The organism is Arthrobacter sp. KNU40 (assembly GCF_051515115.1).
Taxonomy (GTDB): domain Bacteria; phylum Actinomycetota; class Actinomycetes; order Actinomycetales; family Micrococcaceae; genus Arthrobacter.
Genome location: NZ_CP195850.1, coordinates 3,575,909 through 3,596,665 on the forward strand (window position 1 = coordinate 3,575,909; position 20,757 = coordinate 3,596,665).

The window sequence follows — 20,757 nt, forward strand, 5'->3', positions numbered from 1 at the left end:
TTGGACTCTGTCAAGATACTAGCGGCTACGGCGGCTTTGCTCCGTTTCACGCGCCCCTAGGGCGAGCCGGGAGGACCCTCCCCGCAACTGCCCGGAAGGAACCCTACATGCCAGTCTCCGTTGCCGTTGCGGCTGTGACCTTTGACCGCCCCGGAGAGCTAGCAGTCCTGCTCGACGCCATCAACAAGCAGTCCATGCCCGTGGACACGATTTGCCTCGTGGACAGCGGAACCGTTCCTTCGCGGGAGCTTGCGTCAAGCCATCCAAAGGTGGATTACGTCCGCTCGGAGGCGAACCTGGGCGGCGCGGGCGGCTTCGCCCTTGCGATCCTCAAGGCGGTGGCCAGCGGTGCCGAATGGGTCTGGATCATGGACGATGACGCCGAACCCGGCGATCCCGCCTGTCTCGAAACCCTGGTTCGCGAAGCGGAGGCCCGTGGACTTGATGCAGTCGTTCCGCTTGTCGTCGCCCCCGGCCACCCGGACAAGCTTTCCTTCTTCTTCCGGATTGACGGCAAGGTGACCCACGAGCGCGCCGAAGTCGAGAAGGCGGGGTTCCTGCCCGACGTCGGGCACTTCTTCAACGGTGCGCTCATCCGTTCCAGCGTCTTCTTCAAAGTCGGAGTGCCGGATATCCGGCTGTTCATCCGGGGCGATGAGGTGGACTTCATGATCCGCCTCAGGAAAGCCGGGATACGCTTCGGTACGGTCGCGACGGCGTGGATCACCCACCCGCACGCGTTCTCCGAAACAAAGCACGTCTTCGGCGCGCGCTGGCACGTGATCGTGCCGGATTCTGCCTTCAAGCGCTACTTCTACTACCGCAACCGAGGCTACTTGATCCGCCGCTACCGCCGCGGCAAGTCGATGGTAGCCGACGTCGGCGGCTACTTGGGCTACTTCCTCCCCCGCGGTGACTTCCGCGGGCTCGCCGAATGGTTCAGGGCATTCTCCGCCGGTTTGCGGGAAAAGGGCTTCGGCCCGCTGGAGGACCAGAAGTTCTAACGGCCCACCGGGCGCTGCGTCCTGTTCCTGCGGGAAAGCCGACGGCGGACCAGCAGGCCGAGGAGCACCCACGGCTCGCCGAAGACCCGGTAAGCGACGCGTCCCGGATGCAGGACGAGCCGCCAGGCCCACTCGAGCCCGAGACGGCCCAGCCAGCGTGGAGCGAGCTTCTGGAGGCCCGCCAGCTGCTCGATGGCGCCGCCGACCGTGCAGTAGACCGCAGGCGGAAGCTCGTCCAAACGGCGGTGCAAGACCGATTCCTGCAATGGCATTCCAAGGCCAAGAAGCACGAGCTGCGGACGGAATTCCGCGAGCCAGGCGACGGCGGCCTCTTCGCTGGCATCGTTCCAATTCTCACCAGGCCGCCCGGAGACCTCGGCGCCGGGCACGATTTTGCGGAGGCGCTCCACCGTCTTGCTGTTGGCCTCGGGGCCGGCGCCCACGACGGCGATCCGGCGTAGCCCCTCGACTCCGCCGAGGGCCGGTACCCAGTCAGTGGATCCCAAACGGTATTCCATCAACCCCGCGCCATCGTCTCTTGAGCCTGTGCGGCGACCTAGTCCCCAGAGCATGGCGACAGGCGCACCATCCATGAGCACCACATCGCTGCGCTCATAGAGGCGGCGGAAATCCGGGCTCGAATGGAACAGCGTGACACTGTGCAGATTGTGTCCAAGGACTACCTTGGTGGTGCCGTCCGAAACGTACCCGCTGATGGCCTCGATAAGTTCGTCGGCGCATAGTGCGGTGACGTCTACGTCCAGAAGGGGAACACGATCCCGAACCAGGCTCATTCGGCCCTGGTCTCCGTGTGGACAACAGTCCCAGCTTGTTCCCCCGGGGCCGTTTCGGTCTCAGTCGCCGGTTCGGTTTCAGGGGCGGTTTCAGACGCCGCTGCAGTTTCCGGCGCGGCTTCAGCCGCCGGTTCAGTTTCAGGCGTGGTTTCTCCAAGGGCCAGCACTCCGGGAACTATCTCGCGGAGGCGTTCCAGGGAAATGGCACCATCGCGGACCACACGGAGCGGCAGAGTGGTTGCGTCGACAATCGTGGACGCCACGGACTCGGTTCCCTCGACAGGCCGGAAGCCGCCCTCAAGGTATACCTCGACCGATTCAGCGAGCTGGGTCCTCGCCTCGGAGGCTGTCTGCGCTGCCGGCTGACCGGTGCGGTTTGCCGAGGACACCGCCAGCGGACCGGTGCGGTTGAGCAGTTCGAGCGCAATTTCGTCGTCAGGCATGCGCAGGGCGACGGTTCCGCGGGTCTCCCCCAGGTCCCAATCCAGGGACGGCTGGGCGTGGAAGATCAGCGTCAGGCCGCCGGGCCAGAAGGCTTCTGCCAGTTTGCGGGCTTCTTCCGATACGTCGGTCGCCAGCCCGTCCAGCGCGTTGAGCCGCGGGATCAGCACCGGGGGCGGCATATGGCGGCCACGGCCTTTCGAGACCAGCAGCATGGTCACGGCTTGCGGCGAGAAGGCGTCGGCGGCAATGCCGTAGACGGTGTCCGTCGGCATGACGACACACTTTTTCTCGCTGATGGCGCGCTGCGCATGCTCCAGGCCTTCGGCGCGTTGTTCCTCTGACGTGCAGTTGTAGCTTGTGGTCACAGCGCTATTCTTTCATTCCCGCGAGGCGTCGATTGCCAATACTGCGCTCGTGGCACGTTCCTTGCCGTTGAGATCGAGGTGGGTGGTGACCTGCGTCCAGCAGCCGGCGGCCTTTAGATGCGCGGAAATCCACCGTGCCTGTACCTCCGCATGCTCCATCACGAAGAAGCCACCGCTCTTGAGGAGCCGCGCAGCCGAGGCGGCAGCCGCCGTCGGAAGATCCATTCCGTCCGCTCCCCCGCCGTAAAGCGCTTCCGGCGGATCGTGCAGTGCCACTTCAGGTTCGTTCGGAATTGCTTCAGCCGGGATGTAGGGCGGATTGGAAACGACGACGTCGAAAGTTCCGTCGTGTTCGGGCAAGGCATTCCTGAGGTCGCCTTGAACGAGCTTCACCCCGAGGGGCTTCAGGTTCTTCGCGGCCCAGGCATGGGCGAACGTGCTGAATTCGACGGCGTGGACCTCGGCCCCGGGCACTTCGTGGGCGATCGAGGCTGCGATGGCGCCGGAGCCGGTGCCAAGATCAACCACTTTGGGGTGCCCGAGTCCCTGGAGGTGGTCGATGACGAGCTGGACGACGGATTCCGTTTCCGGCCGCGGAATGAACACGCCCGGGCCCACGGCGAGCGTGAGGTAGCGGAAGTGCGCGACGCCGGTGATGTGCTGGAGTGGAACGCGCTGGGCGCGCTCGGCCACCAAGTCCGCGTAGCCTTCCGGGGCGGCGGAATCGCCAAGCAGCATGGCGCGCAAGCGGCCGAGGCCGACACCCAGGAGATGTTCGGCGAGGAGTTCCGCGTCCACGCGCGGAGTGGGGACTCCGGCGTCGGACAGGATGGTTGTTGCCTCGCGGACGGCGTCCGCGAGGCTTTGGCCCGGAAAGAGCGTCATGAAGTTCCTTGCAGTCTGTTACTCGCCCAGGGCATCCAGGCGCGACTGTTCATCCATCTCGATGGCCGATTGGATGACCGGTTCCAGGTCACCATTCATGACGGCGTCGAGATTGTACGCCTTGTAGCCGGTACGGTGGTCGGCAATCCGGTTTTCCGGGAAGTTATACGTACGGATGCGCTCCGAACGGTCCATGGTGCGGATCTGCGACTTGCGCTGGGCCGAGTTCTCGGCGTCGATCTGCTCCTGCTGGTGGGCGAGGATACGGGCACGGAGGACGCGCATGCCGGCTTCGCGGTTCTGGAGCTGGGACTTTTCGTTCTGCATGGCCACCACGATCCCCGTAGGCAAGTGGGTGATGCGGACTGCCGAGTCCGTGGTGTTGACGGACTGGCCGCCGGGACCCGAGGACCTGTAGACGTCGATCTTGAGGTCGTTCTGGTTGATTTCGAGTTCTTCGGGCTCATCCACTTCGGGGAGCACGAGGACGCCGGCCGCGGAAGTGTGGATGCGGCCTTGCGACTCGGTGACAGGGACACGCTGGACGCGGTGCACGCCGCCTTCGAACTTCAAGCGTGCGTAGACGCCCTCAGCGGGATCGTTCGAGTTGCCCTTGACGGCCATCTGGACGTCCTTGTAGCCGCCCAGATCCGATTCGGTGGCCGAGATGAGTTCGGTCTTCCAGCCGCGGGACTCCGCGTAACGCATGTACATGCGCAGCAGGTCTCCGGCGAAGAGCGCAGCTTCGTCGCCGCCCTCGCCGCCTTTGACCTCAAGAATGACGTTGCGGGCGTCGTCGGGATCGCGAGGGATCAGCAATCGCCGCAATTTCTCCTGCGCGGCCGGAAGCTTCGCCTCGATTTCGTCTACCTCGGCGGCAAATTCGGCGTCCTCGGAAGCCATTTCCTTGGCTGCTTCGAGATCGTCCATGAGCCCGCGCCAACGGTTGTACGCCTCAACGATGCCCTGCAGCTGGGCAGAGCGCCGCCCCAACTTGCGGGCCAAAGCCTGGTCGGCATAAACGGCAGGATCACTCAACTGCGCCTGGATAGCAGCATGCTCATCAAGCAATCCCTGTACGGACTCAAACATTTCAAAACCTCTTTCGACTTCTACAAGTCTAATAACTGCAACGCGGGGTCACTTACGGCCCATCCGGGCCTCCGGCATGGGCCGTAAGTGACCCCGCAACGCAACGGGAAGGGGCGGGAGCGGAACATCCGCGCGGAATCAACCGCACGAACGAACCAGCACCCGCCCCTAAAACAGCTATTTGTCGTTATCCGACTTGGCTCCAAGAGTCGTCTTCTGAACCTGCATGAGGAACTCGACGTTGCTCCCGGTCTCCCGGATCTTGTTGGTCAAGAGTTCAAGGCTCTGCTGGGTCTCGAGTCCGGACAGGACGCGGCGCAGCTTCCACATGATCTTGACTTCTTCAGCCGAAAGCAGGTTCTCTTCGCGACGGGTACCCGAAGCGTTGACGTCCACGGCCGGGAAGATGCGCTTGTCCGCCAGCTGGCGGGACAGACGGAGCTCCATGTTGCCCGTGCCCTTGAACTCTTCGAAGATGACTTCGTCCATCTTGGAACCGGTCTCGACGAGCGCGGTAGCCAGGATTGTGAGCGAGCCGCCGTTTTCGATGTTGCGCGCAGCACCGAAGAAGCGCTTCGGCGGGTAGAGCGCAGCGGAATCGACACCACCGGACAGGATACGGCCGGAGGCCGGTGCTGCCAGGTTGTAGGCGCGGCCCAGTCGGGTCATGGAATCCAGGAGGACCACCACGTCCATACCCATTTCCACGAGGCGCTTGGCGCGTTCGATGGAAAGCTCGGCAACCGTGGTGTGGTCATCGGCGGGACGGTCGAAGGTAGAGGCAATGACCTCACCCTTGACGGTGCGCTGCATGTCCGTGACTTCTTCGGGACGTTCGTCCACCAGCACCATCATGAGGTGGACCTCAGGGTTGTTGGTGGTGATCGCGTTCGCGATGGACTGCAGGATGAGCGTCTTGCCGGCCTTGGGCGGGGAGACGATCAGGCCGCGCTGGCCCTTGCCGATCGGGGCCACGAGGTCGATGACGCGCGGGCCGATCTTCTTGGGATCCGTTTCGAGGCGCAGGCGCTCGGACGGGTACAGCGGGACGAGCTTGGCGAATTCAACGCGGTCCTTGAGCTCTTCGGGCAATTTGCCGTTGACCGACGTGACGCGGACGAGCGCGTTGAACTTCTGGCGCGCAGTCTGCTGGCTGCGGTCCTCGCCGTCACGCGGGGCGCGGATTGCGCCGACGACGGCGTCACCCTTGCGCAGGTTGTACTTCTTGACCTGGGCGAGGGACACGTACACGTCGTTGGCACCCGGCAGGTAACCGGAAGTGCGGATGAACGCGTAGTTCTCGAGGACATCCAGGATGCCGGCAACCGGCAGCAGGACGTCGTCCTCGGTGACCTCGACGTCGTCGACGTCCGGGCCCTGTCCGCGGCCGCGGCGGCGTTCGTTGCGGTCGCGGAAGCGGTCGCTGCGGGTGTTTCCGTCGCGGTTGTCACGGTTGTCTTGCGGACCCGGACGATCGTTGCGGTCGCGGCGGTTGCGACGATTGCGGCGGTTGCCGGTGTCATCGCCGTCGTTCGTGTCTTCGCGACGTGTACGTGTGTTGTCACGGCGTTCGCGCTGGCCGGGTTCGCCGGCTTCGACCGAAGCCTGCTCGCCCTGGCGCGGCTGCGCCTGACGCTGCTCCGGCTGGCGCTGTTCGGCCTGGCGCTGTTCCGTCTGACGCTGCTCGGGCTGGCGCTGCTCGGGCTGACGCTGCTCGGCCTGGCGCTGTTCCGTCTGACGCTGCTCGGGCTGACGCTGTTCGGCCTGGGGCTGCTCGGCAGCGCGGGTCTCACCGGCTTCACCGGCCTCCGCAGGAGCGGCCTCGCCACGACGACGGTTCCGCGTACGCGGCTGACGGCGTTCGCCGGCGGCCTCGCTTGCTTCGGCGACGGGAGCGGCAGGAGCCTCGACGGCGGGAGCCTCCGCGGTTTCCGCGGCGGCAGGAGCGGCAACAACACCATCGCTAGTGGCGCGACGGCTTCGGCCACGGCCACGTGCCCGGGTGCCGTCTTGCGCAGGAGCTTCGGTGGATACTGCGGCAGGTGCGGCAGAGGTCTCAGCTTCCGGGGCTGCAGGCGCGGCTTTTGCCGCCACGGCCTTGGCCGCGGTGGGAGCCTTGCTGGTGGTTGCACCGGCACGGTGGGCCGAAATAGCCGAGACCAAGTCCCCCTTGCGCATCCGGGATCCGCCCGAAATGCCCAGCTGACTGGCGAGAGCCTGGAGCTGCGCGAGCTTGAGGCCTGCAAGGCCGCTGCTCTTAGCGGTTGCGGCCGTTGATTCAGCTGCAGAAGATGTTGTGTCCACAGCTGAAGCCAGCTCAGTGGTTTCTGTCACGAAGGATCCTTCCCCCTCGACGGCGTCCAGACCTAGAGCTGGACGCGATGATTTGTTCTGGACTGCAGTTCAGATCTGCAGCCGTGATTTCGGTCTTGCCGGTTTAGTTTCAGCAGGGCCGGATACTAATACGTCTTCGATGCTCCGGCGGGCGGGGCGCGGGCTGACGGTTCGGGTAACAGAAAGGGTTCTGTGGCACCTGCGACAGGCCGATAAGGAGACGACACCGGCAGACTTCGACACAGTAGGAGACGGGAACGGCATTTAGCCGGGATCCAATGTCAGGGAACTGCCCGCGGTTCTACCGCCGGTGCAAGTCCACTCTAGCACCTTCAACGTCCACTGCCAGTGTCATCACGCGCCAAGCAACGTCCGGAGTGTTGTCCGCGGTGAACGAGTTAATCAATTCGGCAATCGCCCCGGCTTCGTCCGCGCCGTTGGCCAATGTCAGAACCGTGGGCCCCGCTCCTGAAACGACAGCTGCATGGCCCGCCGAGCGCAATGCCGTGATCAGCGCCGCGCTTGGCCGCATTGCCTCTGCACGGTAGCTCTGGTGCAGGTAGTCCTCGGTTCCGGGAAGCAGGAAACGGGGGTCTGCCGTCAACGCGTGGATCAGGAGGGCCGCGCGTCCTGAGTTCATCGCTGCTGCGTGGTGGCCGATGGAAGCAGGCAGCAACCCTCTGGCGGTTTCGGTTGACAGTTCGTAGTCAGGCACGGCCACGATGGGAATGACGGACCGGACCACTTCTGCACGGGTGCTGCTGTACTGCTCGCTGTCCTGCCATGACAAGGCCAGTCCGCCGAAAATCGCGGGTGCGACGTTGTCCGGGTGCCCTTCCATCTCGCTCGTGAGCTGCAGGACCCACCCGCGGTCACGCTGGGCGGATTCGGGCACCAAGGCGTTGGCTGCGGTAACAGCGGCAACTACTGCAGACGCCGACGAGCCAAGTCCGCGGCCGTGCGGGTTGACGTTGTCCGCGGTGATCTTGAGACCGCTGTGCCGGAAACCGAGTCGTTCCAAGGCGGTGTTGAGGGCCCGCACGACCAGGTGGCTGGCATCGCGAGGGAGAGTGTCGGCTCCCTCACCGGAGAGCTCGAACTCGAGCTCTCCGGTGGTGAGTGTTTCGACAGTCAGGGTGTCGTAGATCGACAATGCCAGGCCGAGGCTGTCATAGCCGGGGCCCAGGTTTGCGCTGGTACCCGGGACCCTGACGGTCAGCTGCTGGCCTGCCGCGACAAGCTTGAGACCAGTCGCGGTGGGCTGCGTGGTTTCCACTCTTAGTTTTCTTCCAGTCCCAGTTCGGATGCCACGGTCACGACGTCGTTCGGCACCTTGACCGGCTGGACCTCGCTGCCGTCCTCCGTGCGGAGAGCCCACTGCGGGTCTTTGAGTCCGTGTCCGGTGACGGTGATGACGATCGTCTTGCCGGTGGGAACCTCGCCTGCGGCGTGCTTCTTGATGAGGCCGGCTACGCCTGCCGCGGAACCGGGTTCGACGAAGACGCCTTCCTTGGCGGAGAGCCAGCGGTGGGCATCGAGGATTTGCTCGTCGGTCACGGCGTCGATGAAGCCGCCGGATTCATCGCGTGCCGCGATGGCCGTGTCCCAGGATGCCGGGTTTCCGATGCGGATGGCCGTGGCGATCGTGTCCGGTTCGGTGATGGGATGGCCTGCCACGAACGGTGCCGCGCCTGCTGCCTGGAATCCCCACATGGCCGGCGTCTTGGTGGAGACGGCCGGAAGGGTGCCGGCAGTTGCGGACTCGAAGGGCGCGGAGTACTCCTTGTAACCCTTCCAGTACGCGCTGATGTTGCCCGCGTTGCCCACCGGGAGGACGTGGATGTCCGGAGCGTCTCCGAGGGCGTCGACGATTTCGAAGGCGCCGGTCTTCTGGCCTTGGATGCGCGCCGGGTTGACGGAGTTCACGAGGAACACCGGGTAGGACTCGCCGAGCTTGCGGGCGATGTCCAGGCAGTTGTCGAAGTTGCCGTCCACCTGCAGCAGCGTGGCGCCGTGCGCGATCGCCTGGCTGAGCTTGCCCATGGAGATCTTGCCTTCGGGGACCAAAACGGCACACTTCAGCCCGGCGGCCGTGGCGTAGGCTGCGGCCGAGGCCGAGGTGTTGCCCGTGGAGGCGCAGACAACGGCTTTGGCGCCTGCTTCGACAGCCGCCGTCATGGCCATCGTCATGCCGCGGTCCTTGAAGGAACCGGTGGGGTTCATGCCCTCCACCTTCAGGTACACAGTGGACCCGGTGAGTTCGGAGAGCTTCTGTGCGTGAACGAGGGGAGTTCCGCCCTCGCCGAGGGTAATGACCTTCGTGGCTTCCGTTACAGGCAAACGATCAGCGTATTCGCGGATTACTCCGCGCCATTGGTGAGCCACTTAGACCCCTTCTACCCGCAGGACGGATGTCACAGAATTGATGACGTCCAGGCCCTTGACGGCCTCGACGGTTGCCGCGAGTGCGGCTTCGGATGCGCGGTGGGTGACAATCTTCAGCTCGGCCGACTCAACCTTCGAGGCGGCGTCGCGGTGGATCGTCTGGCGCATGATTTCAATCGATACGCCGTGCTCGGCAAAGATGTGGGTGATCCGGGCCAGCACGCCGGCCTGGTCGGCAACGTCGAGGCCGATGTAGTAACTCGTGGTCGACGCATCGATCGGCAGCGCAGGCACGTAGCCGGTGGTTGTCTCGGTACGACCGGGACCGCCAAGCACCACCCGGCGCGCCGCGGAGACGAGATCGCCCAGGACGGCAGACGCCGTCGGGGTTCCGCCGGCGCCCTGGCCATAGAACATCAGTTCGCCGGCGTTCTCGGCCTCGATGAAGACGGCGTTGAACGCACCGCGAACGGCTGCAAGCGGGTGTTCGCGAGGCAGGAGGGTGGGGTGGACGCGGACTGAAATGCCGCCGTCGCCGTTTGTATTGGTGATCTTCTCGGCGATGGCCAGCAGCTTGATGACGAAGCCTGCTTCCTTCGCGGCTGCAATGTCGGCTGCGCTGACCTTCGTGATGCCTTCGCAGTAGACGTCTTCGAGGGCGAAGCGCGTGTGGAAGGACAACGACGCGAGGATGGCGGCCTTGGCCGCAGCGTCATGGCCTTCGACGTCGGCAGTCGGATCGGCTTCCGCGTATCCGAGCCGTTGGGCCTCGGCCAGCGCGTCAGCGAACTGCGCACCGGTGCTGTCCATCTGGTCGAGGATGAAGTTGGTGGTGCCGTTCACGATGCCCAGGACCCGGGTGATGCGGTCGCCGGAGAGGCTGTCGCGGATGGGGCGAAGGATCGGAATGGCTCCGGCGACGGCGGCCTCATAGGAGAGCTGGACGCCGGCCTTGTCGGCCTCTTCGTAGAGCGTGGGGCCATCCTGTGCCAGGAGCGCCTTGTTGCCGGTCACGACGCAAGCGCCGTTCTGCATGGCGGTCAGGATGAGCGAGCGGGCGGGCTCGATGCCGCCCATGAGTTCGATCACCAGGTCGGCGTCCTTGACCAAGGTGTCGGCGTCGGTGGTGAACAGATCGCGCGGCAATTCGACGTCGCGCTCTGAATCAATGTTTCGCACGGCGATGCCGGACAGCTGCAAGCGTGCGCCAGTGCGGGCAGCAAGGGCGTCGGCGTCGTCCAGGAGAATCCGCGCTACCTGGGCTCCCACGTTGCCACAGCCCAGCAGGGCCACCTTCAGGGTTCGCACTTCAGACATTCGCCACTCCCATGTCGCGGTTCAAGAGATCTTCTTCGGTTTCCCCGCGGACGATCAGCCGGGCGGATCCATTGCGCACAGCGACAACGCCAGGCCTGGCCAGATAGTTGTAGTTGCTTGAGAGGGCCCAGCAGTAAGCGCCGGTTCCCGGTACAGCGAGCAGATCACCGGCTGCCACGTCTTCGGGCAGATATACATCTCTAACAACTATGTCGCCGCTCTCGCAATGTTTGCCCACTACTCGGGACAGTTGCGGGGCGGCGTCCGAGGTCCGGGAGGCGAGAATGGCCGAATAATCCGCGTCGTACAGCACCGGACGGGCGTTGTCGCTCATACCGCCGTCCACCGACACATAGCGGCGCGGGAACGTAACGTTTTCCTTGCCTTCGGCACCGGCAGGCGCGTCCACGCGGACGGTTTTCAGGGTCCCGACCTCGTACAAGGTGAAGGTGCTGGTGCCCACGATTGCGCGGCCCGGTTCGATCGAAATGCGCGGCGAGGTGATGCCCAGCTCAGCGCACTTGGAGCGTACGACGGCGGCCATCGCCTGAGCGATTTCGGCCGGCGGACGGGGGGTGTCCACGGGCGTGTAGGCGATGCCGTAGCCGCCACCCAGGTCCAGTTCCGGCAAGACGATGGAGTACTTCGCTTGCATCGCGGCGAGGAATTCCAACAGCTTCACGGCTGCCAGGGCGAAGCCGTCAGGCTCGAAGATCTGGGAACCGATGTGGCAATGCAGGCCCAGGAGTTCCACATTCGAGTACGAGGTGGCGGCAGCGACGGCTTCCTCGGCGGCCGAGAGGCCTGCTGACTCCGTGGTATCCCCGGCCATGGAAAGACCGAATTTTTGGTCCTCGTGGGCCGTGGCGATGAATTCGTGGGTGTGGGCGTGGACGCCGGGAGTCAGCCGCAGCATGACCTTCGCCGTCTCGCCGCGGCCGGAGGCAATCTTGGCAACCCGCTCAAGCTCATCGAGGCTGTCCACCACGATGCGTCCGAGCTTCATGTCCAGCGCCCGGTTGATCTCGGCATCGGACTTGTTGTTGCCGTGCAGCCCCAAGTTGGCGCCGTCGATGCCGGCGCGGGCCGCGACGGCGAGTTCGCCGCCGGAGCACGTGTCCAGGCGCAGGCCTTCCTCCGCCACCCAGCTGGCCACGGCAGTGCACAAGAAGGACTTTCCGGCGTAGTAGACGTCCACTCCCCCGCAGATGTCCTCAAAGGCTGCATCAAAGGCATCCTTGAAGGAGCGGGCGCGGGCACGGAAATCGCCCTCGCTCATGACGAACAGCGGGGTTCCGAACTGCGCCTTGAGCTCACTGACGGGAACGCCGTCAATGGTGAGTTCGCCGTCGTTGTTCCGCCGGACGCCTTCGGCCCACATCGGCGAGTGAAGCGCGTTCACGTCCTCCGGCATTGTGAGCCATTCGGGGGCAAGGGGCGAGGCTGCGGCATTGTTGGGGCTCTGCTGCACGGTATTGGGCTCGCTCACGGGGATCACATCCGTTCCGGGGCTGAAACGCCGAGGAGTTCAAGTCCGTTGGCAAGTACCTGGCTCGTGGCGTCGTTGAGCCACAGCCGTGTGCGGTTGACGTCCTGGACCGGCTCGTCGCCGAGCGGTGAGACGCGGCAGGCGTCGTACCAGCGGTGGTAGGCACCGGCGATGACCTCGAGGTGGCGGGCCACACGATGCGGTTCGCGGAGCTCCGCAGCCTTGGCAACGATGGACGGGTAGCTGCCGAGGTAGGACAGCAGCTCGTTCTCGGTGGCGTGGTCCAACAGGGACGCGTCGAAGGCGCTGTGGTCGACGCCGGCCTCGATCGCGTTGCGTGCCGTGCCGCGGGAGCGGGCGTGCGCGTACTGGACGTAGAACACAGGGTTTTCGTTGCTGTTCTTCTTCAGCAGTTCCGGATCCAGCGTCAGTGGCGAATCGGCGGGGAAGCGCGCGAGCGAGTAACGCACGGCGTCCTTCCCGAGCCACTCGATAAGGTCCTTGAGCTCGATGATGTTGCCGGCACGCTTGGACAGCTTGGCGCCGTTGACGGAGACCAGCTGGCCGATCAGGACCTCGATGTTGACCTCGGGGTCGTCGCCCGCACACGCGGCGATGGCCTTGAGCCGGTTGATGTAGCCGTGGTGGTCGGCCCCGAGCAGGTAGATCTTCTCCGTGAAGCCGCGGTCCTTCTTCGACAGGTAGTACGCGGCGTCGGCGGCGAAATACGTGGGTTCGCCGTTGGCGCGGATCATCACGCGGTCCTTGTCATCGCCGAAGTCCGTGGTGCGCAGCCAGACTGCCCCGCCGTCGTCGAACACGTGGCCCTGCTCCCGGAGGCGGGCAACGGCGGATTCGATCGCACCGCCGTCGTGCAGTTCCTGCTCGGAGAAGAAGACATCGAAAGCCACGCCGAACCCGGCCAAGGTGTCCTTGATGTCCTTCATCTGGGCCTTGTAGGCGGCGGAACGGATCACGGGCAGTGCTGCCTCGTCGGTCAGCTCGCGGATTGCCGGATGGGCCGTGAGGACCTCGTCGCCGAGTTCCCGGATGTACTCACCCGGGTAGCCGCCCTCAGGAACACCGCGTCCGTGCAGGCGGGACAGCACCGAGTTCGCAAAAACGTTCATCTGCGAGCCGGCGTCGTTGATGTAGTACTCCGCGGTGACGTCCGCACCGGAGGCGCGGAGGACGCGGGCAATGGAATCGCCCAGGGCGGCCCAACGCGTGTGGCCGATGTGCAGCGGTCCCGTCGGGTTGGCCGAGACGAATTCCATGTTGACCACATGGCCTGCGAGCGCCTGGTTGGTTCCGTAGGAGCTTCCCGCCTCGACGATGACCTTGGCCAGCGCGCCGGCGGCGGCTGCATCCACGGTGATGTTGAGGAAGCCCGGGCCCGCGATGTCCACGGCTGTGACGCCGTCGATCGCTTCCAGTCGCTTGCCCAGGATCGTCGCGAACTCACGCGGGTTGGTCCCGGCATGCTTGGCAAGCTGCAAGGCAATGTTCGTGGCCCAGTCGCCGTGCTCCCGGTTCTTCGGTCGCTCCACGCGCACATCCTCGGGGAGGGCAGATTCGGAAAGCGCAAGCTCGCCGGCGGCGACAGCGTCTTTCAGGCAGGCGGATATGGCGGCTGAGAGTTCTTCGGGAGTCACCTGTCTAGCCTACCGGTGGGGCTTGCAAGTGGTGGAATTCTTATGCTTAGCAATGCGCACACGCGGGCACCAGCGCGCACCCAGCCGACGCCCAGCTTCGGCCAGTAGAGCTCCCAGACTGAACCGATAGGCTGAAATCAACGTCAATGGTGTGATCGGCCCACGGCCCGGAGCAATGTGCATTGACCCTTTTCGAGTCCAGTTGAAACGAGCAGAACCATGACCACGCCACTCCGCAAGGGCCTCCTGGTGGGCGCCGCCGGCCTCTCCCTGGCCAGTTCGGTGGCAGCTTGCGCCCCCTCGGCCCAAGGCAGCACCCCGCAAAAGACCTCCACGATCTCCGGCCCGTACAAGGACGGTACCTACAGCGCGGACGGTGACTACATTTCACCCAACGGCGGTGAAACCGTGGGCGTCAAGCTGACCTTGGCCGGTAACACCATTTCCGCGGTGGACATCACCGTCCATGCCAACAACACGAACACCAAGGAATTCCAGGGGCAGTTCAAGAACGGCATCGCCGCGCAGGTGGTCGGCAAGAAACTGGACGAGATCAACGTCTCAAAGGTCGCCGGCTCCTCGCTGACGAGCGAAGGGTTCAACAAGGCCGTGGAAACCATCAAGTCCGAGGCCAAGTAGGCGCATGACGCACACGGGCTGGAGCGTTTTCAGCTTCGACGGTATCGGGACCAGATGGGAAATCTCGACGCCGGAGGAACTCCCGGACGCGGTGCGCGCCAGCCTGCTCGGGGTCGTGGAGGACTACGACCGAAGCTATTCGCGTTTCCGGGACGACTCCCTGGTTGCAGCGCTCGCCCGTGAAGCCGGCACTGTCACCCTCCCGGCCGGGGCAGGAGAGCTGGAACAGCTATTCAAAAAACTGTACCGCCTCAGCAACGGCGCCATGACGCCGCTCATCGGCGGCAGCCTCGAGCGCCTGGGCTACGGTGCGGGCTATGCCTTGCGGCCCCTCGGCCACCCGGTGCCAGCGCCGCGTTGGGAAGACGTCCTCGAGTGGAACGGTACAGAGATCTCCGTTTCCGTTCCCGTGGTCCTTGACATCGGCGCTGCCGGGAAAGGCCAGCTGGTGGACCTTGCGGCTGCGGTCCTGCGCTCAGCGGAAATTACGGAGTTCCTTGTCGATGCCAGCGGCGACATGCTCCATTCCGGGGCGGAACCCTTGGGCGTGGCCCTCGAACACCCCTACGACCCCACCCAGGCGATCGGCGTCGTCGAACTCCACGACGGCGCGCTGTGCGCTTCCGCAGCCAACCGCCGGGCGTGGGGCGACGGACTGCACCATGTCCTCGACGGGGCGACCGGTCGCCCGATAGAGACGGTAGTGGCCACGTGGACCATGGCTGTTACCGCAATGGAAGCCGATGCCCTGGCGACCGCGCTTTTCATGGTGGATCCGACGCTGCTTGAGGGAGAATTCGATTTCTCCTGGCTCCAGGTTTATTCGGACGGACATGCCGCCTATTCGGCCGGCTTCGAAGGGACACTGTTCTCATGATTGCCATCAAAGCGCGCGTGGATGCCTGGCTCGGGCGTTTCACGATGTACCGGCTGATCCTCTGGGTCCTTGCCGCGCTCGCGGCGTACAGCCTGGTGTTGGACGCCTTGGGCTGGCTAAGCTTCGGGCTGCCTGAAATGCTGGTCCACCTCGTGCTGTGCCTGGGTCTGACGTACGCATCCAACCGGCTCGTGGCGAGGCTCTTCAAGGTCCAGCCGCATTCGGAGTCCTCGCTCATCACGGGCTTTCTGCTGTACTTCCTGTTCTGGCCCACCGAGCTGATTCCCTCGGTGCAGATCCTCGATCTCGCGGGGGTCGCCGTGGCATGCGTCCTGGCCTCGGCATCCAAATATGTCCTAGCCTTCCGCGGCCGGCACATTTTCAATCCCGCCGCGGCGGGCGCCTTCATCGCCGGGCTCACCGGTTTGAACATCGCCACTTGGTGGGCAGCAACCCCGGCCATGCTGTGGCTCCTGGTCCCCGGCGTGCTGCTGGTGCTCTACCGGACGCTGAAGGTGCTCATGGCCTGCGTTTTCGTCGTGGTTGCGCTGTCGGTGGTTTGCGCCATACTCCTCCGGGGCGGCATGACCTTCGGCTCCGCTGTGTGGCAACCGATCGCGCAGCAGCCGCTTCTCTTTTTCGTCGGCTTCATGCTCACCGAGCCCCTCACCCTGCCTCCCCGCCGATGGCAGCAAGTGGCACTGGCCGCCGTCGTGGCCCTGTTGTTTGCGGTGCCCTACAACCTGGCGGGCGTCGTCGCCAACTCGCCCGAGCTCGCGCTGCTCATCGGGAACCTCCTCGCCTTCCTCGTGGGACAGCGCGGCGGAATCATGCTGACGTACAGGGGTTCGCGTCCGCTGACGCCCTTCACCACCGAATTCCGTTTTGAGCCACGACGGCCCGTCCGTTTCCTCCCGGGGCAGTTCATGGAACTCAACCTTCCGCACTCGCGCTCGGACGGGAAGGGACGGCGACGGGTCTTCAGCATCACCAGCCCGCCGGACTCGCCCGAAATGACATTCGGCGTCGGCACGGCGGAACCAGTCTCCGCCGCCAAGCGCGCGTTGCTCGCGCTTGAGCCTGGAGAGTGCATCAGTGGAACAGCGGTGGGCGGCGACTTTGTGTTACCCCCCGACGCCGGCAAACCCGTGCTGCTCATCGCGGCGGGAATCGGGATTGCACCTTTCCTTTCCCAACTGGCGTCCAGCGACTCCGCACGACGGGACATCGTCGTGCTGTATCTCGCCCCCAGCGTCGCCGAACTTGCCGGGAGCGATGTCCTGGAGGCCTCGGGCGCACGGGTCATCGCCCGTCTTTCGGACGGTTCCCCACCGCCGTCGTTCATGCACGACGCCGGGCGGAGCCGCATCGACGGCGACACCCTGCGGAAGCTCATCCCCGATGTCGCCAAGCGGGACGTGTACGTCTCCGGGTCCCCGGCGAACGTGGACACCCTTCGCTCCGCCGCCCGCCATGCCGGAGCCCGACGAATCCACGTGGACGCTTTCGCGGGCTACTGACGGCTCGCCCCCGCCCGTTTTCCATTGCGGCGCGGTGACCTGCTAAGCTCATGGACGTCCCTCCGGCAACGGACGGGAGCCCCGGATGCCCTCGTAGCTCAGGGGATAGAGCGTCTGCCTCCGGAGCAGAAGGCCGTAGGTTCGAATCCTATCGAGGGCACAAGAGAAAACCCCGCCAGTTCAAGGAACCGGCGGGGTTTTTCCTTGCCTGTCCGCGTTGCCGGGGACATGCCGCACCGGGCCCGCTAAAAAGTCGGTGGCCGCTCCTAAGCTGTTCGTACCCGTCCAACAGGTACGAAAGGGTTCGCCGTGATTTGTTCCATCATTCCTCCCTATATGCTGCGAAGGCTGGCGGCCCAGCACGAGCCCCGCCTGCGCGTGATTGCGCGCGCGGCCAAGGAATCCCTGCTGCACATCAAGAACCTCCAGGCGGTCCGGGCGCTTCCGGTGCCGGTCCCTGTGCCCACGGCGCGCCAGGCGAAGCCCGGCCCGCCCAAGCGGACCATCTACGACGCCGGCTCCACCGAGGCTTTGCCGGGGAAGCTTGTCCGCAAGGAGAAAGGTCCGGCGACGGGCGACGCTGCCGCCGATGAAGCCTACGACGGACTGGGCGAAACCCACGCGCTTTATGCCGAGGCGTTCAGCCGGAATTCGATCGACGGCGCCGGGCTGAAACTCGATGCCACTGTCCACTACGGCGAACTGTACGACAACGCCTTCTGGAACGGCAGCCAAATGGTCTTCGGTGATGGCGACGGCGAGATCTTCCAGAGGTTCACGAAGTCGCTCAGCGTGATAGGGCACGAGCTCGCCCACGGTGTCACCCAGTACACGGCAGCCCTCGCCTACCGGAACCAGGCCGGAGCCCTCAACGAGTCCATGTCGGATGTTTTCGGGGCACTGGTGGAGCAGTATGCCAAAAAGCAGTCTGCAGCCGAGGCCAGCTGGCTGATCGGCGAGGGTTTGTTCACCGACGCCGTCCAAGGCGCCGCCCTCCGATCCATGAAAGCACCAGGGACCGCGTATGACGACGACGTGCTCGGGAAGGATCCGCAACCGGACTCCATGGACAAGTACGTCCGCACCACCGCGGACAACGGCGGGGTCCACATCAACTCAGGCATCCCCAACCGGGCGTTCTCCCTTGTTGCCCAGGAGCTGGGCGGTAATGCCTGGGAGGCGCCGGGACAGATCTGGTACAACACGCTGAGCAGCGGCTCACTGCCTGCGACGTGCACCTTCGGACGCTTCGCAAAAGCCACAGTGGCGTCTGCAGAGGAGCTCTTCGGGGCCGGTTCGAACGAGCATGACGCAGTCCGCGAGGCGTGGGAAACTGTGAAGGTAAAGCTCTAGCAGCACCCTCCGGAGCAGTGGAAGCCGCAGAACATGAAAATCACTGTCCAGCGCAGCGGTGGCGTCGCCGCGATCACACGCGTCTGGACCGTGGATGCCGCCACTTCCGAAGACAAGAGACGCTGGATGCCGATCGTGGAGGCCTGCCCTTGGGACCAGGTGCCATCCCGCGCACTAGCGGCCGCGCAGGCAGCCGGGAGAGCGGCCGGGCAGGCCGACCGGTTCATGTATTCGATCCGCGCCGGACAACGCCGGGCCACGCTTCCGGAAACCGATGTCACCGGGCCATGGCACACCCTCGTGGAGAACGCCAAGGTAGAGGGACACGAGACCCTCCGCCGCTAGCCGACCTCCGCCAACTGGCCACGGAAAGCCCTGCGGTACGACTGCGGGCTCGTGTCCAGGACCTTGGCGAAGTGGTGCCGCAGCAGCACGGAATGTCCGAACCCGGCTTCGCGCGCAACCTCGTCGATGTTCAGCTCCGTGGTTTCCAGGAGTTCCTGTGCCCGGAGCACGCGCTGCGAGTTGAGCCACGCCGCCGGTGTGGCACCTGTTTCGGCCCGGAACCGGCGCGCGAAGGTCCGGGCGGACATGTGCAGCCGGGCGGCCAGTTCGTTGACGCTGTGGTCCCGATCGAGGTTCTCCACCATCCAGCGCAACAATGCCTCCATTGGCGCGGAGCCGCACGTGGGCATGGGCCGGTCGATGAACTGGGCCTGTCCGCCGTCGCGGTGCGGCGGAACCACCATGTCGCGGGCAATGGCAGCAGCAACGTGGGCGCCAAGCTCCACGCGAATCAGATGCAGGCAGGCGTCAATGCCGGCGGCCGTGCCGGCACTTGTGATGATCGTTCCGTCCTGGACGTAGAGCACATTTTCGTCCACGTGAATCTGCGGGTACCTGCTGGCGAGGTCCTGTGAATAATGCCAGTGCGTGGTGCAGCGGCGCCCGTCAAGGAGGCCTGCGCGGGCAAGCGCGTACGCCCCGGAACAAATTGACATGACCCACGCCCCGCGCGCGTGCGCCGCCCGTAGCGCAGCCAATACAGACTCCGGCACGTCCTCATCCCGTCCGTACGGAGCCATGATGACCAGGTCGGCATCGGCCGTGGCTTCCAGGCCCAGGCCGACGTGCATCGACAGCCCGGACTTCATCTTCACGTCTCCGGGGACCGGAGTGCAGACCCTGAAGTCAAAGCCGGGAACGCCGCTCCCACGGTCCGCGCGGTCAATGCCAAAGACCTCGCAGGCGGTCCCGAATTCGAAGATCGAGAAGTTGGGAACAACAATGATTGCCACCGTTTTCAACATAGATCCAGTGTGGCAGAAAATTGCCTAACTGGGTCGTTTCTGCCACTGTTTCTTGAGGTGCACCAGGACCACGATGGAGTCATGGAATTCATCGGAGTCTTGCTCTTCATCATCCTCATCATCACCGCCGCCGCTTCCATCTCCGCTGTCCTTAGGGACGGCCGCGGCCGGCTTCCCGACCGTTCCGAGCCCTGGACGGCGAGGGATCTGCCTAACAACTCATGCTGGACACTGCGCGCGTTCTAAGCACGGTGTGCCCCTGAACACGGACGACTTTTGTCCGCATCTTGGGCTAGATTCAATGCCATGATCCAGACGTCCGCCAGGCTGCTGCAATTGCTGTCCTTGCTGCAGGTCCGGCGTGAATGGACCGGCCCGGCATTGGCCAAGCGGATGGGTGTCACCGAGCGCACCGTCCGCCGGGACATCGACAAGCTCCGGAACCTCGGCTACCCCATCCACGCTTCGCCGGGCATAGCCGGCGGCTACCAGCTGGGCGCCGGGGCGCAGCTCCCGCCGTTGCTGCTCGACGACAATGAAGCACTCGCCGTCGCTCTGGGGCTCAACTCCGTGGCGGCGGGTCCGGTCGCCGGTATCGGCGAAGCGTCGGTTCGAGCCTTGGCCAAGCTCGAGCAGGTGCTGCCCGCGCGTCTCCGCCCGAAGTTCGCGATGCTCAAGGCCGCGGTCACCACGTTGCCCAGCAACGCGGCGTCGGTAGACCCCCAGCAACTCACCGTGGTCTCTGCGGCGATCGCGGACAAGCGACAACTCAGTTTCGACTATGTCAAGGCTGACGGCGACGCTGGCCGGCGTCTAGTGGAGCCATACCGGCTGGTGGACACCGGGCGGCGCTGGTACCTCGTCGCGTGGGATGTGGACCGGGAAGACTGGCGCACGTTCCGTGCCGACCGCATCGCCACGCTTCCGGCGGAACGGAAGAAGTATGTGCCGCGCCCCCTGCCGGCCAAGGACCTCGCGGACTACGTCCAGCGCTCCGTGACCCGCTCGCCGTACCGTTACGACGTCGTCGTGCGCCTCCACGCCCCCATCGGCGAGGTGGCCGCCGTCGTCGGTCCGCAGCTCGCGAGCTTGAGCGACGACGGCGGGAACGCCACCCTGCTCCGTGCCGGCTGGGACAGCCTGGCGCAGCCGGCGGCGCACCTCGCAGCGCTGGACATGGACTTTGAGATCATCTCCCCGGAGGAATTCAAGGAGTACGCCCGCACCATGGCCGGGCGATTGGAAAAAGCCGCCGGGAAGCACGCACTGCAAGGCGACGCGCCGCCACAGTAGA

Annotated in this window: 19 protein-coding genes and 1 tRNA gene; 9 read left to right on the forward strand and 11 right to left on the reverse strand. The window is 65.0% G+C overall.

The features are described from left to right. Window positions 1–107 precede the first annotated feature (107 nt). Window positions 108–1,004 carry a glycosyltransferase gene (locus tag ACSKT0_RS16635; protein WP_437770759.1) on the forward strand — a complete coding sequence of 299 codons (897 nt, stop codon included), beginning with the start codon at window positions 108–110 and terminating at the stop codon, window positions 1,002–1,004. On the opposite strand, the gene ACSKT0_RS16640 is transcribed toward ACSKT0_RS16635, so the two are convergent. The 10 genes from ACSKT0_RS16640 to argS form a co-directional block, all read right to left on the reverse strand. After that, window positions 1,001–1,798, reverse strand: coding sequence for a WecB/TagA/CpsF family glycosyltransferase (locus tag ACSKT0_RS16640; protein ID WP_437770760.1), 798 nt, complete (start codon window positions 1,796–1,798; stop codon window positions 1,001–1,003). The two genes, ACSKT0_RS16635 and ACSKT0_RS16640, sit on opposite strands and share 4 nt — an antisense overlap. Then, a complete protein-coding gene (locus ACSKT0_RS16645; protein WP_437770761.1) occupies window positions 1,795–2,607 on the reverse strand; it encodes an L-threonylcarbamoyladenylate synthase in 813 nt (270 codons plus the stop codon). The genes ACSKT0_RS16640 and ACSKT0_RS16645 overlap by 4 nt, the downstream gene beginning before the upstream one ends. A 12-nt stretch (window positions 2,608–2,619) precedes the next feature. Continuing rightward, complete coding sequence (gene prmC, locus ACSKT0_RS16650; RefSeq protein WP_437770762.1) at window positions 2,620–3,492, reverse strand: peptide chain release factor N(5)-glutamine methyltransferase; 873 nt, start codon at window positions 3,490–3,492, stop codon at window positions 2,620–2,622. An 18-nt stretch (window positions 3,493–3,510) separates the two neighbouring features. Next, window positions 3,511–4,584 (reverse strand): peptide chain release factor 1, encoded by a 1,074-nt coding sequence (prfA, locus tag ACSKT0_RS16655; RefSeq protein ID WP_028264759.1) that lies wholly within the window; start codon window positions 4,582–4,584, stop codon window positions 3,511–3,513. A gap of 177 nt (window positions 4,585–4,761) precedes the next feature. Next, a complete protein-coding gene (gene rho / locus ACSKT0_RS16660; protein ID WP_437770763.1) occupies window positions 4,762–6,918 on the reverse strand; it encodes a transcription termination factor Rho in 2,157 nt (718 codons plus the stop codon). A 301-nt stretch (window positions 6,919–7,219) separates the two neighbouring features. Then, window positions 7,220–8,194: a homoserine kinase gene (gene thrB, locus ACSKT0_RS16665; protein ID WP_437770764.1), complete on the reverse strand. Its 975-nt coding sequence runs from the start codon at window positions 8,192–8,194 to the stop codon at window positions 7,220–7,222. A 2-nt stretch (window positions 8,195–8,196) separates the two neighbouring features. Next, window positions 8,197–9,303 carry a threonine synthase gene (thrC, locus tag ACSKT0_RS16670; protein ID WP_345452819.1) on the reverse strand — a complete coding sequence of 369 codons (1,107 nt, stop codon included), beginning with the start codon at window positions 9,301–9,303 and terminating at the stop codon, window positions 8,197–8,199. Further along, window positions 9,304–10,620, reverse strand: a complete 1,317-nt coding sequence (locus ACSKT0_RS16675) for a homoserine dehydrogenase (RefSeq protein ID WP_437770765.1) — start codon at window positions 10,618–10,620, stop codon at window positions 9,304–9,306. Further along, entirely contained in the window at window positions 10,613–12,034 is a 1,422-nt protein-coding gene (gene lysA, locus ACSKT0_RS16680; protein WP_437774060.1) for a diaminopimelate decarboxylase, read from the reverse strand. Before lysA ends, ACSKT0_RS16675 begins: the two co-directional genes overlap by 8 nt. A gap of 80 nt (window positions 12,035–12,114) precedes the next feature. Further along, window positions 12,115–13,764, reverse strand: coding sequence for an arginine--tRNA ligase (gene argS, locus ACSKT0_RS16685; RefSeq protein WP_437770766.1), 1,650 nt, complete (start codon window positions 13,762–13,764; stop codon window positions 12,115–12,117). Between the two features lie 219 nt (window positions 13,765–13,983). Between argS and ACSKT0_RS16690 the strand changes: the two genes are divergently transcribed. The 6 genes from ACSKT0_RS16690 (at window position 13,984) to ACSKT0_RS16715 (ending at window position 18,498) form a co-directional block, all read left to right on the forward strand. Next, window positions 13,984–14,403: an FMN-binding protein gene (locus ACSKT0_RS16690; RefSeq protein WP_437770767.1), complete on the forward strand. Its 420-nt coding sequence runs from the start codon at window positions 13,984–13,986 to the stop codon at window positions 14,401–14,403. A 4-nt stretch (window positions 14,404–14,407) separates the two neighbouring features. Next, the gene (locus tag ACSKT0_RS16695) at window positions 14,408–15,280 is read left to right on the forward strand and encodes an FAD:protein FMN transferase (protein ID WP_437770768.1); all 873 of its coding nucleotides are present in this window, start codon (window positions 14,408–14,410) and stop codon (window positions 15,278–15,280) included. Next, window positions 15,277–16,800: an FAD-dependent oxidoreductase gene (locus tag ACSKT0_RS16700; protein WP_437770769.1), complete on the forward strand. Its 1,524-nt coding sequence runs from the start codon at window positions 15,277–15,279 to the stop codon at window positions 16,798–16,800. Before ACSKT0_RS16695 ends, ACSKT0_RS16700 begins: the two co-directional genes overlap by 4 nt. Window positions 16,801–16,887: 87 nt before the next feature. Beyond that, window positions 16,888–16,960: transfer RNA gene (locus ACSKT0_RS16705), tRNA-Arg, on the forward strand. Window positions 16,961–17,136: 176 nt separating this feature from the next. Next, window positions 17,137–18,153, forward strand: a complete 1,017-nt coding sequence (locus tag ACSKT0_RS16710; RefSeq protein WP_437770770.1) for a M4 family metallopeptidase — start codon at window positions 17,137–17,139, stop codon at window positions 18,151–18,153. A gap of 33 nt (window positions 18,154–18,186) precedes the next feature. Further along, entirely contained in the window at window positions 18,187–18,498 is a 312-nt protein-coding gene (locus ACSKT0_RS16715; RefSeq protein WP_437770771.1) for a protealysin inhibitor emfourin, read from the forward strand. Here the strand turns inward: ACSKT0_RS16715 and ACSKT0_RS16720 are convergent. After that, entirely contained in the window at window positions 18,495–19,463 is a 969-nt protein-coding gene (locus ACSKT0_RS16720; RefSeq protein ID WP_437770772.1) for a GlxA family transcriptional regulator, read from the reverse strand. The two genes, ACSKT0_RS16715 and ACSKT0_RS16720, sit on opposite strands and share 4 nt — an antisense overlap. Before the next feature lie 81 nt (window positions 19,464–19,544). Between ACSKT0_RS16720 and ACSKT0_RS16725 the strand changes: the two genes are divergently transcribed. Beyond that, complete coding sequence (locus ACSKT0_RS16725; RefSeq protein ID WP_236811764.1) at window positions 19,545–19,709, forward strand: hypothetical protein; 165 nt, start codon at window positions 19,545–19,547, stop codon at window positions 19,707–19,709. A gap of 60 nt (window positions 19,710–19,769) precedes the next feature. After that, complete coding sequence (locus ACSKT0_RS16730; RefSeq protein WP_437770773.1) at window positions 19,770–20,756, forward strand: helix-turn-helix transcriptional regulator; 987 nt, start codon at window positions 19,770–19,772, stop codon at window positions 20,754–20,756. Window position 20,757: the final 1 nt, after the last annotated feature.